This is a genomic window from Candidatus Paceibacterota bacterium, assembly GCA_035452965.1.
In the GTDB taxonomy this organism is placed as follows: Bacteria; Verrucomicrobiota; Verrucomicrobiia; order Limisphaerales; family UBA8199; genus UBA8199.
Map to the genome: position 1 here is coordinate 279479 of DAOTCE010000002.1, position 12910 is coordinate 292388.

A 12910-nucleotide genomic window follows, 5' to 3' on the forward strand; every position below is an offset into this window, starting at 1 on the left:
TCGTGGCCGAGCGGCTCTTCGGCCTTGAGACCGAATACGCGTTCGCGCTGTTGGATCGGCAAGGGCGCCGTATCATCCAGTCCCCGGCCGTCGAAAAGTTGCTCGCCGCCGCGCGCCGGCGGCTGATCCACCTGCCGGATGCGCACTCCAGCGGCATGTTCCTGACCAACGGCGCGCGGTTTTACGTGGATTGCGGGTGCCATCCGGAATTCGCCAGTCCGGAGCTGGCTAATCCGTGGGATGCCGTTCGTTACGTTAAGGCCGGGGAAAAGTTGCTGGAGGAGCTGGCAGCAGAGGTGGTCCAGAGCCAGGTCACGATCGGCCAGGCGTGCCTCTTCAGGCAAAACGTTGATTACAGCGGATCGGGAAACACCTGGGGGTCGCATGAGTCCTACCTCCACCGCGCCAATCCAAATTTGTTTCGGCAGTATTTGATCCCGCATTTGGTCAGCCGGATCATCTACACGGGCGCTGGTGGTTTCGAGTCCAATTCCCACGGAATCCACTTTACGCTGTCGCCGCGTGTGCCGCACTTGACTGCGGTGTCGTCGCTCGAATCAACGCATGGCCGCGGGGTGCTCCACACCAAGAACGAACCGCTAAGCTCCGAGGGATATCATCGCCTCCACCTGATATGTTCGGAGAGCCTGTATTCAGAGTGGGCGATCTTTCTGCGAGTTGGCACCACGGCGCTCGTCGTGGCCATGATTGAAGCGGGGCTGAGGCCGGGAGCTCAAGTGATGCTGCGCGAGCCCCTGGAGGCGATGCGGGTGTTCGCCAGTGATCCTGGCTGCACGAAGACCGCCAGGACGGTCCCGGGAGAGTTTCTCACTGCCGTGGGCATCCAGCGTTGCTACCTCGCCCAGGCTGAAGCGCATCTGCACGACTCCTTTATGCCCCCTTGGGCGGAGGAGGTTTGCCGGCAATGGCGGCAGGCGCTGGAGTTGCTGGCGTCGGGCGGTCCGGAGGCCGTTGCCACCCGTCTGGACTGGGCCATCCGCCATAGCATTTTCACCCAGTTCTTGCGGTCGCAGGGCTTTAGCTGGCGGACCCTGCGAAAATGGAACCGCGTCGCCGAGATGAATGGGAGGTTGCTGAACACGGCAACGCCGCCTCCGGAAATCGCCGCGCTGGCGTTTCTGCGGGGTGAAGAGATCTTAATCGAGGAGGCGCCGCCGGAACTCGCGCCTCAATTGCGCCTACGGGGCACATCGGCCGAAGGATTCAGCAAGTTCCAAACCTTGCGCAGCCGCATGTTCGAATTGGACACGCGGCTTGGCCAATTGGGGAGCGCCGGGATCCTCTCCCAACTCGACCAGTCGGGCGTGCTGGATCACCACATGCCCGGCGTGGACAACGTCGAGCAGGCGAGGGAGTTTCCTCCCGCCATTGGCCGGGCGAAGCTCCGGGGAGAATGCGTGCGCCGCCTTGGCAGCACCAATGCCAATCGCGAAGGCTGCATCTGCGATTGGAGGGCCATCTGGGACCAGCCCCAAGACCGGATGCTGGATCTATCCGACCCGTTCGCCCAGCATGCCGACTGGAAAGCCGCCCCGCCCAGGCCGGCACGGCGGCCGGGCCCATCCCGGGGTCCTCGCCCCCCGCTCTGGGAGGTGCTGAACGATAACGTTCTCTTCTAAAGCAAGAAGTCTGCTGAAAAAACAGAATTAATGTGATATGATGAACTGGATAGCGATGCGAAGATCGTTTCTCACCGTGGCCGCCGTGGCGGGCTGCCTTTGGCTTCAGAAAGCGCCTGTGTGCGCCGGCGCGGTGACTGTGAGCGGCAGGCAGATTCTCGTTGGCGGGGCGGCCTTTCAGGTGCGCGGCGTGTGTTATGCGCCCACGCCTGTCGGTGGCGCAGGCGACGCGGTTCCTTACGGGGATTATTTCACAGCGAACCACCAGGCCATTTATGCCCGCGACCTCCCGCAAATACGACGAATGGGGGGGAATTGCGTGCGGATCTATGGCTGGGAACCAGCGGCGGATCACTCCGGCTTCTTCGACGCGGCTTACAATGGCGGGCAGCGGCCGATCTACGTCCTGCTCAATCGCTGGATTGACCCGCTCACTGACTGGAGCAACACCGCTGCCGTAAATGCGGTTGCTGCCGCCTGGGTGACACTGGTCACCAACGTCATGCACCATCCTGCGGTCCTCGGCTACCTTTTGGGCAACGAGCTGAATTGGAGCGAGGCGAACCGGCAAAACCCGGCCTTCTGGGCAGCCCTCAACCGCATTGCCGGGGCCATCCGCCAGCATGACACGAACCATCTTATCTCAACTGCCCTTGGCGACGTGGACTTGCCGGGCAGCATCTCCTCCTTCGACGCGATCATGACCAATTTCAACGTCTGGTGTCTGCAGGTTTATCGGGGCGACAGCTTCGGCACCCTGTTCACGGATTACGCTGCCGCCAGTGCAAAACCGTTGCTGGTGACCGAATTCGGCATGGACGCCTATGATCGCCGCATCGCCGCCGAGTATGCGGACAACGCTGGCGCGCAGGCCGATTTCGTTGTCTCCCTGTGCAATGAACTGTCGGCCAACGCGCCAGCTGTCTCGGGCGGCTGTGTTTTCGAGTGGGCCGATGAATGGTGGAAATCGGGCAGCGCGACAATCCACAACGTTGATGGATGGGCCACCGGCGCATTCCCTGACGGCTGGGCAGACGAGGAGTGGTGGGGTATCCACCGCATCTCACCCGTTGGCGGAGGCGCACCCGACGTCCTGCAGCCGCGCGCCCTGTTCGCACAGTTGCGAGCGCTCTGGACGGCGCGACTCCTGGCCGCGCAAAGTCCTGTGGGACAAATCCAGATAATCGTGCAGGGCGCCAGCGGCCAGACGGCGGTTCTGAAAGAGACCACCAACTTTCAGCACTGGACAGCTACCGCAACCAACACGATTCCTTTCACCAACGGACTTCCGATTGGGGCGGATCGGCAGGTGTTTTACCGTGCCGAGCTGCGGTGACCCGCCTGCAGCCGCAAAGCCCCATCCTGTTCCAGTTTTGAGCGGCAGTAGGTCGCCCGAGTCGCCCCAATCCTTCTGAAATAGCCCGAGTTTACGGCGGCTCCCCGGAGGGGCCCCGGTGTGTATCCCATGGGGAGCGCTCCCCATGGGATACACACCGTAGTCCCGCCGCATTGGCGCCATCCCATCGCCGTCGTTGGCATAGGTGTAGAGTGCCTGTAGCTCGCGGGGTGGCAGCAAACGTCCAGTTTCGTTGGGCAAACCATCGCAGCCAGGGCCGAACGCCTGTGGCAATTCCTCCAGAACAGCGGCTTCGTGTTAGATGACCTGAATGAATGCCTCAATGTGCCGCCGTCCGGTCCGCGCCTCAACCGCGATCGGGCAGGCCGGAAGCTGCTGCCCGCTGGAGCTGCGCCATTGACTCAGATCCTCTGCATTTACCAGGGTAGCCCCCGGGGGGATTGACTCTCGCGAGAAGAAGAGCCGGTGAATGATGGACTGCACGGGCACCTGCATGTGTCGAACAGGACGGCGCGCCAGCTTGCCGGCAACGTCGTTGCCGATGACCTTCAAAACCCGGAGCTTCGGCGTCGGACGCTTGGCGGGAATGGGTTCCCGGTCGAATTGACGCGCTTCGGCCGCCGTCATGCCCAGGCCGGCTTCCAGATACATTGCCGGCTTGGGCCACCGCCTCAGGCATGCGATCGCGGTGGCCTGGAAACTGGCCTCGACCGCATACCGCCGGCGGACAAGGTCAATGGCGGCAAAGTCCAGGCGGCCTCGGGAAAGCACCTCGGCCCCAAAAACGGGCGCGAATAGCGGCTCGAAGAACCCAATTTCCGCCGCGATCTTGTCCATCAGCCGCTCAACGGCTGAATGCGCGGAAGTGGACCGATGGACGGGTTGAACCTCGGTGGGACCGTCAAGGGTCAGCAGATGGGCGATTTCGTGCCAGCGGCTGAACCAGCGGCGGTGGGCCTTGGCCCCGCTGCAATCAATCACGGCCACATATCGCTGCCGGGGGAGAACCGATCGCGCGCGGCAACGAATCAACGTCGCAAAGGTCTCATCGTCAAAAAGCGAAGGCAGGCTCGCAAATACCACATCGCCGGCGTCAACGTGGCTTCGAACAATCGAGTCCAATTCCTCCTGGTGGTAGAACTCCTGGAACTCAAGGTGGAGTCGCCGGCAAACCAGCTGCTCCAGTTCCTGGACGGAGCGGACGCCACCGTCCTCGAGCGCCCAACCCTCCACCAGCCGCCGGCAAAAGGCGAGGATGGCGCCTACCACCCCTTCCCCACCGGCTACGCCAAGCCGGCGGGCAATCTCCGCCACCCGACTGTCTCGATCGGCCGCTCTCATTTCACGTAAGCCTTGACCGCCTCGTAGAACCGTTTCCAGTCCACCTTCTCCAGGTCGTCCGACTTGGAGCGGGAACGATGGGCGATGATCTGGCGTTGCAGGTCCAGCAGCAGCAGGGCCTGGGCAAAAGTCAAATTGGCCGTCCGGGCAAACTGGGATAGCGAGGCTGGAATATGGACCTCGCCTTTCTGCGGTTCCAACAGCTCGCCCTTCATCAACTCGTCCATACTGACCCCCAGGGCGTTCGCAATGGCCAGGAGACTGTCGGCGCCGACACTGCGCTTGCCCGCCTCGACGTCCGAAAGGAAGCCCTTGCTCAGGCCGGACTCGCTGGCCAGCCGCTCCTGGGTCCAATCCAGCTCATTCCGCCGTTTTCTGATTCGTTCGCCAACCGGGTTCATTGCAACGTGTTCAGGGCCGCAAGGGTAAAAGGCGCGGCGGGGGCGGCAAGCCTAAATTCACGCAATGTGAATAAAATGTTTACAATTGGCGGTTGACGTCCTGTATAGCGAATATATTCTCGTTAGCGAACATTACAGCGAGCTCGGAGTATGAACCATAATAACACAGCGACTCTTCAACACGGGACGAGCCTGCGGAGCACCTTGCGCAACGCGCGGCCGGCCGGGAAGCATGGTGATCACGGGCTGCCCCAATCCCTCGAGGCCGAGCAGGGGGTGCTCGGGTGCATAATGCTCTCCCCCGCGGACTCGCTGCCCGAGTGCTTGCAGGCTTTCAAAGGCAGTAACGAGGTTTTCCACGACCTGCGGCATCGGTCGGTCTTTGAGTCAATCCGCTCGCTGGCGGAGAAGGGGGCGGCGATAGACATCATCACGTTATCGCAGCACCTTCGTGACCGCGGCCAGTTGGACCAGATCGGCGGGGTCGGCTACCTCTCCCAGTTGGCGGACACCGTGCCTTCGGCGGCGAACCTCGAGTATTACGTGGGGATTGTGCTCGAGAAGCACCTGCTCCGGCGGGTGCTGGAAGCGGCGGACGAGATTGCGACGTGGGTGCGCGACAACCCGCAAGACGTGCCGCAGCTCCTTGATCGGGTTGAACGCCACATTCTGGAAATCAACAGTGACCGGGTTGGGGTCGCTGAAAACCGGATGCTGGATATTATGCGGCAGGCCCAGGCTACGATCCAGGATCTGTTCGAGCGGCAGGGCGAGCTCAAGGGAATCCCCAGCGGCTTTCGCGACCTGGACCGCAAATACACGAACGGTTTCAATGGCGGTGAAATGATCGTGATCGCCGCCCGGCCGAGCGTCGGCAAGACCTCCTTTGCCATGAACATTGCCGAGCATGTCGCGGTGGGGCGGGGCTTGCCGGTGGGCGTGTTCAGCCTGGAGATGTCTGCGGAGTCGCTGGGCCTGCGGCTGCTGTGCTCGCGCGCCCGGGTCAACTTGAGCGACGTGCGCGAGGGGTTTTTGGCAGATCCCGACTTCCGCCGGCTGGCTGTTGCGGCCAGCGCGCTGGCCAAAGCGCCGTTGTATATCGATGACACCGGCGGCATCACCATCCTGGAGCTGCGGGCCAAAGCGCGGCGGATGAAACAGAAATATAATATCGCGTTGTTCGTTGTGGATTACCTTCAACTGGTGCATCCGGAAAACATGCGGCTGGATGCCCGGCACCAGGAAGTGGCGGAGATCTCCAGCGGACTCAAAGAGATGGCGAAGGAGTTGAAGGTCCCCGTGATCGTGCTGAGCCAGATGAACCGGGACTACGAGCGGGAACCCAAGAAGCGAAAGCCGCGCCTGTCGGATCTGAGGGAATCGGGGGCGATTGAGCAGGATTCAGACTTTGTGGGGTTGCTCTACAAAGCCAAGGAGGAGGATGAAAACCAGGCGGCCAACGCGCGCCCCGCCGAGGGCATAGCCGTCAACCTGCTCATCGCCAAACACCGCAACGGCCCCACCGGGGAGGTAGCCCTTACCTTCCTGAAGGGCTACACCCGCTTCGAGAGCGCTGCCCCGGTGTCGGATGAGGACGTTCCGACAATGGAGAACTGAGCGGCATCAGCGTCATCCCGCCGGCTTGCCCGGCTCGGGATCCGGCGCAGGGGCGCCTCGCTCGCCGAAGAGAACGCGGTCCAGGGAGAAGCGCCCCGGGCCGGCGAGCAGCAGCAGGAGAGCAACGCAGAGAAAGGTGGCGGGGAGTTCAACGGCACCGCCACCCTTCTGTGCGACGAACGGCAGATGGAACACCATCGCCGTCATCCAGACGGCGACCGCCATCGTGCAGGTGAGGCCGAAGGAAGCCAGGGGCGTCAGCACGCCGAGCATCCAGGCCAGCCCGCCCCCAAATTCCGCGAGGGCCGCCAGCGCCTGGAAGAAAGGCGGGATGGTGGCATCCGGCCCCATCCAGCCGAACGGCTGCCGAATCTTGCTGTAGCCGTGGAACATGAACGCGAGCCCGACCACCAGCCTGATTAAGAGCAGGGGAATGGACACGCGCGCAGACAACCGCAGTGGTTTGAGTAGTTGCATCATAGTTAACCTCCCGCCATAGCGCCCACGATCAGGAATGGCTCCGCGCCTGTGGCAACCGCTTCCGGCACCGGGCGGTCGGCAGGCTCCTGGGACAAGTCCTGTTCGCAGGCGAAAAAGCGCACAAAGGGCCGGCGCCGCAGCGAGACGTGGTCGCGGATCGTCCCGCGCAGCACAGGGTAGGAGGCCTCGAGCGCGTCCAGCACTGAGCAGAGCGTGGCCGGCCCGTTCACTTCGAGCCGCACCTCGCCATCCACGCGGGCCAGCGTCCGCAAATGAGCTGGGAGCAGGACCCGGATCATGGCAACGTCTGGACCGCGACCGACAACACCGGAGGAAGATCGCGAACGATCGGGCTCCACCGGTCGCCGCTGTTGGCGGAGGCATAGACCTGTCCGCCCGTGGTGCCAAAGTACACGCCGCAGGGCGCGAGCGAGTCCACCGCCATCGCGTCGCGCAGCACGTTTACGTAGCAGTCGCTTTGGGGGAGACCCTGCGTGAGCGCCTCCCACTCGTTCCCGCCGGTCCGGCTGCGGTAAACCCGCAGCTTGCCCTCTGGCGGAAAGTGCTCGGTGTCGCTCTTGATCGGGATGACGTAAAGGGTGCCTGGTTCGTGCGCGTGAACCTCGACGGGGAAGCCAAAATCGGACGGCAGATTCCCGCTGACCTCCTGCCAGGACTCGCCGGCATTATCGCTGCGCATGACATCCCAATGTTTCTGCATGAACAGCACATCCGGGCGGGAGGGGTGCAGGGCGATGCGGTGGACGCAGTGGCCCACTTCCGCATCGGGGTCTGGCAGGGAGTAAGGTGAGGTGAGGCCCGAGTTCATCGGCCGCCAGGTCTGGCCGGCATCATCGGTGCGAAAGACCCCGGCGGCTGAGATGGCGATGAACATCCGCCCGGGACGAGCCGGGTCCTGGAGGATCGTGTGGAGACACATCCCGCCGGCGCCGGGCTGCCAGAGGTGGCCCTTGGCGCCGCGCAGTCCGGACAACTCCTCCCAGTTCTGACCGCCATCCGTGCTCCGGAACAGCGCCGCGTCCTCCACTCCGGCATAGACGGTCTCAGGGTCCGTGAGGGACGGCTCCAAGTGCCAGACGCGCTTGAACTCCCAGGGATGCTGTGTGCCGTCATACCACAGATGAGTGCCCGGGACGCCGTCATAGACGAACCTGTCGCCGACCGGCTCCCAGGTCTGGCCCCCGTCGTCGGAGCGCTGGATTTTCTGCCCGAACCAGCCGCTGCACTGCGAGGCGTAAAGCCGGTCCGGCTGAATCGGCGAGCCCTTGATGTGGTAGATCTCCCACCCGGCAAAAAGGGGGCCGCTGACTTCCCATCGTTTGCGGGCACCGTCCGCCGTCAGGACGAACGCTCCTTTCCGTGTGCCAACCAGGACCCGCACCCTGCTCATGCGGGGCTCCTGTTCTGGAGGGTTGTCTTGAATCTGCTCACCTGCTTCAGCTTAGCATAATTCGTGATAAACCGCGAGTGAGATAGGGCGCACCGTGTCAGGGCGGATAGGGGGGCGCGAAGCGAGTGAAAAATGAGCAAAGAAATAATTTGAACAGGTTGCTGCAAGGTGGTATCATATGAGTAGCGCGAGAGAAGATTTCGCTGTTCGTTTAGGGTTAGCATAGAGGCTTTGCTTGTAATGCGGTTCGAACAGCGACCGAATAGTTGGCCGCATTACCCTTCTGAGCGCCTGGGTGAAGGCGTATAAGTCTCGTCACCACGAAGAGCTGGATGCGAATCCGGCTCTTTGTATGTACGAAATGACCGTTGCCGGGGGGCGGCGAAATGACTAGGCTAGGGAGGTGAAACATCAACTCGACTTTGAACGGCCGATCGTGGAGCTGCAGAACAAGCTCGAGGAGTTGAGGAAACACCCGGAGGCCCACTCGCTGGATATCAGCGTTGAAGATGAAGTCCGGTTGATTGAGAAGAAGCTGGAGGAAACCAAACGGCAGATATTTGCCAATCTCAGCGCGTGGGACCGGGTCAAAATCGCGCGGCACCCGAAGCGGCCCTTTACGCTGGACTACATCCAGGCCGCGTTTAGCGGGTTCAGCGAGCTGCACGGCGACCGGCTGTTTGCGGAAGACCGCGCGATCGTGGCGGGCTTTGCCTGCCTGGGGGAGCACAAGGTGATGGTGATGGGGACGCAAAAGGGCCGCGACACCAAGGAGAACATCCGGCGTAATTTCGGTTCGGCGCACCCGGAGGGGTATCGCAAGGCGCTGCGGCTGATGCGCCTGGCCAACAAGTTTGGGCTGCCGATCGTAACGCTGATAGACACCGCGGGGGCCTATCCGGGCATTGGGGCGGAAGAGCGGCATATCGCGGAGGCGATCGCGGTGAACCTGCGCGAGATGATGGTGATGGAGGTTCCCATAATCGCCGCCGTTATTGGTGAAGGCGGCTCCGGCGGGGCGCTGGGCATTGGCGTGGCGGACCGGGTTCTCATACTGGAGAATGCCTACTATTCGGTCATCAGCCCGGAGGGTTGCGCGGCGATTCTGTGGAAGGAGCGCTCGGCGGCGGCCAAAGCGGCCGAGGCGCTCAAAATTACCGCCAAACACCTGTTGGAACTGGGGCTGGTGGACGAGATTATCCCCGAGCCGCTGGGTGGCGCGCACGCGAATCGCGCCGCTGCGGCCCAGACATTGCGGGAATATTTGCTCAAGCATCTCGAACAGCTCAAAGCTCTGCCGGTCGCCGAACGCCTGGAGCAGCGTTACGCCAAGTTTCGCAACTTCGGGCGCTATAGCGAGAACCAACCCGCGACAGCGGAGAATGCCGCGGGCTGAACTGCCGGCAAGTTCGAAGCCTCCAGGCCAGGTCCGAATGCTCTACCCTTTAACCTTCCGGCCCATTTTCAAGGAGCGCGTTTGGGGCGGGCGCGAGCTGGAACGGCTTTACCATAAGGCCCTGCCGCCGGGGGTGCCCATCGGCGAATCGTGGGAAATCGCCGACCGGCCGGGGGACGTCAGTGTCATCGCCAATGGCCCGCTTGCGGGCAGGGACTTGCATTGGCTCACGGAGAATCACGCGGCCGACCTGCTCGGCGATGCCCGGCCCCAGGCTGGGCGATTCCCGCTGCTGTGCAAGATTCTCGATGCGCGGGAGAAGCTCTCGCTGCAGGTGCATCCGCCGGCGGCCGTGGCGGGGCGGCTCGGGGGGGAGCCCAAAACCGAGATGTGGTATGTCGCGGAGGCCGCGCCGGATGCGGAGCTTTATGCCGGTCTGAAGCACGGCGTCACCCGTGCCGAGTTTGAACGGAAGCTTGCGAACGGCAAGGTGGCAGAGTGTTTTCACCGGGTGAGGGTGCGGCCGGGGGACGCCATGTTCATGCCCAGTGGCCGGGTCCACGGGCTCGATGCGGGGCTGGTCATCTTCGAGATCCAGCAGAATTCGGACACTACCTACCGGGTGTTCGATTGGAACCGTGTCGGCCTGGATGGCAAACCCCGCGAGCTGCACATCCCGCAGTCGCTGGCCAGCATCAACTTCGAAGACTTCGAGCCATCGCCGCTGCCGCTGGCGTATCTCCAGCACGGCGGGCACAAAGTGCGGCCGCTTGTTAGCGATCCCAGCTTCAGCGTCGAGGCTTGCGAGGCGGGTGCGGGAGCCAGTCTTGCGCTCCGGCGGGGGAAGATGCAATTGATCGCGCTGCTGACCGGGCGGGTGCGCATCGGCCATGGGCGCGGGGCGCCGACGCTGCCGCTGGCGGCGGGCGAGTTCTGCCTGGTGCCGGCCAGCCTGGAGCAGGTCGCGGTGCACGCCGAGACACCGTCGGCGTTTCTGCGGGTCGAAGCGTGAAGAAGTTTCTCCAGGGTTGGGCGATCAACACGCTGGCGGTGCTGGTGGCGGTTTATATCGTGCCGGGCATCCGCTTCACCGATAGCAGCCTGCTGACGCCCGTCATCACCTCTCTGATCCTTGGCATCCTCAACGCGTTCATTCGGCCCACCCTGATGCTGCTGGCGCTGCCGCTGCTGATTTACACCCTGGGATTGTTCACGCTCGTCATTAACGCTCTGTTGCTCTATTTCGTGAGCTACCTGCTGGCGCAACGCTTCCAGATTGACAGTTTTGGCGCGGCGCTCTTCGGCGCGCTGATTATCAGTGTTGTTTCGCTCCTGTTGAACCTGCTGGTCGGTGCCCGCCATGCCCGGGTCAGCTTGAGGCACCGGCACCGGCCGCCGGATTCCGACGTGGGCGGCAGCGGCCCGGTCATTGATGTTTGAGGGGCGGGGGCGGGTCAGCGGCGGCTGCTCTGGAACGCGGCCCGGAGGATTTGCACGCCGCGTGCCAGGAAGTCTTTCTCGAAGTCAGTCGCCAGGTTCCCCAACTCGCCGGGCGTTTCCACGGGGCGGAATGCCGCATCGGCGGCGAACACACCCAGCATCTGCTGGAAATAGTCCGCGTCATCGGTGCGCAGGTAAACCCTGCCGCCCGGCGTCAGTGCCTGCCGCGCCAGGCTGGGGAATCGCTCGTTGATCAGGCGATGCCGCCGGTGCTTGCGCTTTGGCCACGGGTCTGGGAAGTAGATGTGCAGCGCCTCCGCCGAGCCCGGCGGCAGCAGGTATTCGAGCAGGTAAGAACATTCGATGCGCACCCCGCGCAGGTTGGTCAGGCCGGCCCGCCGTCCTTTGCGGTCCAATTTCCGGATGCGGCCGAGCAGCCGTTCCACCCCGATGAAATTGCGCTCCGGGTGCGCTTGCGCATACTCCGCCAGGAATGACCCGTCGCCGCTGCCCAACTCCACCTCGAGCGGTTGCGCCCGGGGGAAAAGTTTCCCCAGGTCAATCCGCTCCACGATGGAGGGCAACGTATAAAGCAGGCTCATCCAGGCAATGGTCTCAGATTGCGCTGGTCCTGTCAGCCTCAACCGCGGTCGGCGGCCGGGTGCCCTGCCGACTCAGCGCGCCGGGATTGAGGTTTGGTAGAGTTCCTCTCCCTTTTCGTTGATGTAGGCCGCCCGCGCCTCGGCCGCGGACACTGTCATGGACAGGAACCCCAGGGACCCGGCGCCGAAGCGGACATCCGATCGCCTCTGCACGGCGCGTGGCCGCGAGCCTCCGCCACAAACAAAGAAGTTCACCTTCCCGCGCACCAGATGTTGGAGCACATGATCGTGGCCACAGAAATAGACCTGCACACCATGCTTCTCCAGCAGGGGGAGCACGTCGGCCACCAGTTCTTTGGTGTCGCCGTGGGTGCCGGCCGCGGCGTAAATCGGGTGGTGTCCGACCACGAACTTCCAGCACGCCGGCGACGCCGCCAGCACTGAATCCAGCCAGCGCGCTTGCGCCTTGGGATCCTGGCCTTTCACGTGATAACTCGAGCCCTTTTTGTGGTAGGCGGTCACAAACGGCGAGGTGTCCAGATGAACGAACAGGACCTCGTTTGCCTCATCAATCCTCTCGGTATGGGTGTAGTAACGCGCCGGCATCCTCCAGCGCGGACTCAGCTTCGAGTAGGCAATCTCGGCGTCAGCGTTGCCGCGATTGTCGTGGTTGCCCAGCGAGGCGTACCAGGGGATCACCAGCGAGGGGGCTTTGTAGATGTCTTCGAATTCGGTTTTCCACCGCGGGCTGTGCTCGCTGGAGATGCCGTTCGCGTGGTAGTTATCGCCACAGGTGATCACAAAGCTGCTTTTCCGGGCCGCCGCGGTGCGTCCCATCTGCCTGGCTACCGCCACCTGGGAGGTTCCCCCCTTCCCTCCCCAGTCGCTGATCACCAGGAAGTTGAGGCTGCCGGCGCTCTGCGCCGGGAGTGGCGCGGCCAAAGCCAGGAGAGCCAGCACTACAGCCAACGCCGGCTGCCTTTTCCAGGGGCCGGCCAGACACGAACGGGACTTAAAAGGTATCATTCGAGTCATAGACGGCCTCCGACCGGGTGGCGTTACAGCTAATTCATTGGGGATGCGGCACTTGCAACGGATTCTGTTTCCGGCGGCGGCCCCAAGGTGTCAAGGCTGTATCCACGGTGTGGATACGGCGTGGATACGGTTAGGATAAGGTGAGACTCCCTTGCGCATGGGGGCCGGTCCGCCGGCGGAGGGGGGCTGA

Annotated in this window: 13 protein-coding genes; 6 read left to right on the plus strand and 7 right to left on the minus strand. The window is 63.1% G+C overall.

Features of this window, described 5'->3' with window-relative positions; all coding sequences use genetic code 11:
• Positions 1–2 precede the first annotated feature (2 nt).
• On the plus strand, positions 3–1640 hold the full coding sequence (locus P5205_03110; protein HSA09338.1) for a proteasome accessory factor PafA2 family protein: 1638 nt from the start codon (positions 3–5) through the stop codon (positions 1638–1640).
• Positions 1641–1677: 37 nt separating this feature from the next.
• A complete protein-coding gene (locus P5205_03115) occupies positions 1678–2976 on the plus strand; it encodes a hypothetical protein (GenBank protein HSA09339.1) in 1299 nt (432 codons plus the stop codon).
• Between the two features lie 318 nt (positions 2977–3294).
• Here the strand turns inward: P5205_03115 and P5205_03120 are convergent, their stop codons facing one another.
• Together P5205_03120 and P5205_03125 are read right to left on the minus strand one after the other, a co-directional pair.
• The gene (locus P5205_03120) at positions 3295–4338 is read right to left on the minus strand and encodes a hypothetical protein (GenBank protein HSA09340.1); all 1044 of its coding nucleotides are present in this window, start codon (positions 4336–4338) and stop codon (positions 3295–3297) included.
• The gene (locus P5205_03125) at positions 4335–4739 is read right to left on the minus strand and encodes a helix-turn-helix transcriptional regulator (GenBank protein HSA09341.1); all 405 of its coding nucleotides are present in this window, start codon (positions 4737–4739) and stop codon (positions 4335–4337) included. The genes P5205_03120 and P5205_03125 overlap by 4 nt, the downstream gene beginning before the upstream one ends.
• 150 nt (positions 4740–4889) lie before the next feature.
• On the opposite strand from P5205_03125, the gene dnaB reads away from it, so the two are divergent.
• On the plus strand, positions 4890–6356 hold the full coding sequence (dnaB, locus tag P5205_03130) for a replicative DNA helicase (GenBank protein ID HSA09342.1): 1467 nt from the start codon (positions 4890–4892) through the stop codon (positions 6354–6356).
• A gap of 12 nt (positions 6357–6368) precedes the next feature.
• Here the strand turns inward: dnaB and P5205_03135 are convergent, their stop codons facing one another.
• Genes P5205_03135 through P5205_03145 form a run of 3 tightly spaced genes read right to left on the minus strand, consistent with a single transcriptional unit; the run spans position 6369 to position 8247 of the window.
• A complete protein-coding gene (locus P5205_03135; protein ID HSA09343.1) occupies positions 6369–6836 on the minus strand; it encodes a DoxX family protein in 468 nt (155 codons plus the stop codon).
• Between the two features lie 2 nt (positions 6837–6838).
• Entirely contained in the window at positions 6839–7135 is a 297-nt protein-coding gene (locus P5205_03140; GenBank protein HSA09344.1) for a MoaD/ThiS family protein, read from the minus strand.
• Positions 7132–8247, minus strand: coding sequence for an exo-alpha-sialidase (locus P5205_03145; GenBank protein HSA09345.1), 1116 nt, complete (start codon positions 8245–8247; stop codon positions 7132–7134). Before P5205_03145 ends, P5205_03140 begins: the two co-directional genes overlap by 4 nt.
• 403 nt (positions 8248–8650) lie before the next feature.
• On the opposite strand from P5205_03145, the gene P5205_03150 reads away from it, so the two are divergent.
• From P5205_03150 to P5205_03160, 3 genes are read left to right on the plus strand one after another with little or no spacing between them, the layout of a single operon-like run.
• Positions 8651–9643, plus strand: coding sequence for an acetyl-CoA carboxylase carboxyltransferase subunit alpha (locus P5205_03150; GenBank protein HSA09346.1), 993 nt, complete (start codon positions 8651–8653; stop codon positions 9641–9643).
• Between the two features lie 37 nt (positions 9644–9680).
• Positions 9681–10655 carry a class I mannose-6-phosphate isomerase gene (locus P5205_03155; GenBank protein ID HSA09347.1) on the plus strand — a complete coding sequence of 325 codons (975 nt, stop codon included), beginning with the start codon at positions 9681–9683 and terminating at the stop codon, positions 10653–10655.
• Entirely contained in the window at positions 10652–11083 is a 432-nt protein-coding gene (locus P5205_03160) for a phage holin family protein (protein ID HSA09348.1), read from the plus strand. The genes P5205_03155 and P5205_03160 overlap by 4 nt, the downstream gene beginning before the upstream one ends.
• 14 nt (positions 11084–11097) lie before the next feature.
• Here the strand turns inward: P5205_03160 and trmB are convergent, their stop codons facing one another.
• Positions 11098–11685, minus strand: a complete 588-nt coding sequence (trmB, locus tag P5205_03165) for a tRNA (guanosine(46)-N7)-methyltransferase TrmB (GenBank protein HSA09349.1) — start codon at positions 11683–11685, stop codon at positions 11098–11100.
• A 72-nt stretch (positions 11686–11757) separates the two neighbouring features.
• Complete coding sequence (locus P5205_03170; GenBank protein HSA09350.1) at positions 11758–12720, minus strand: tartrate-resistant acid phosphatase type 5 family protein; 963 nt, start codon at positions 12718–12720, stop codon at positions 11758–11760.
• Positions 12721–12910 lie beyond the last annotated feature (190 nt).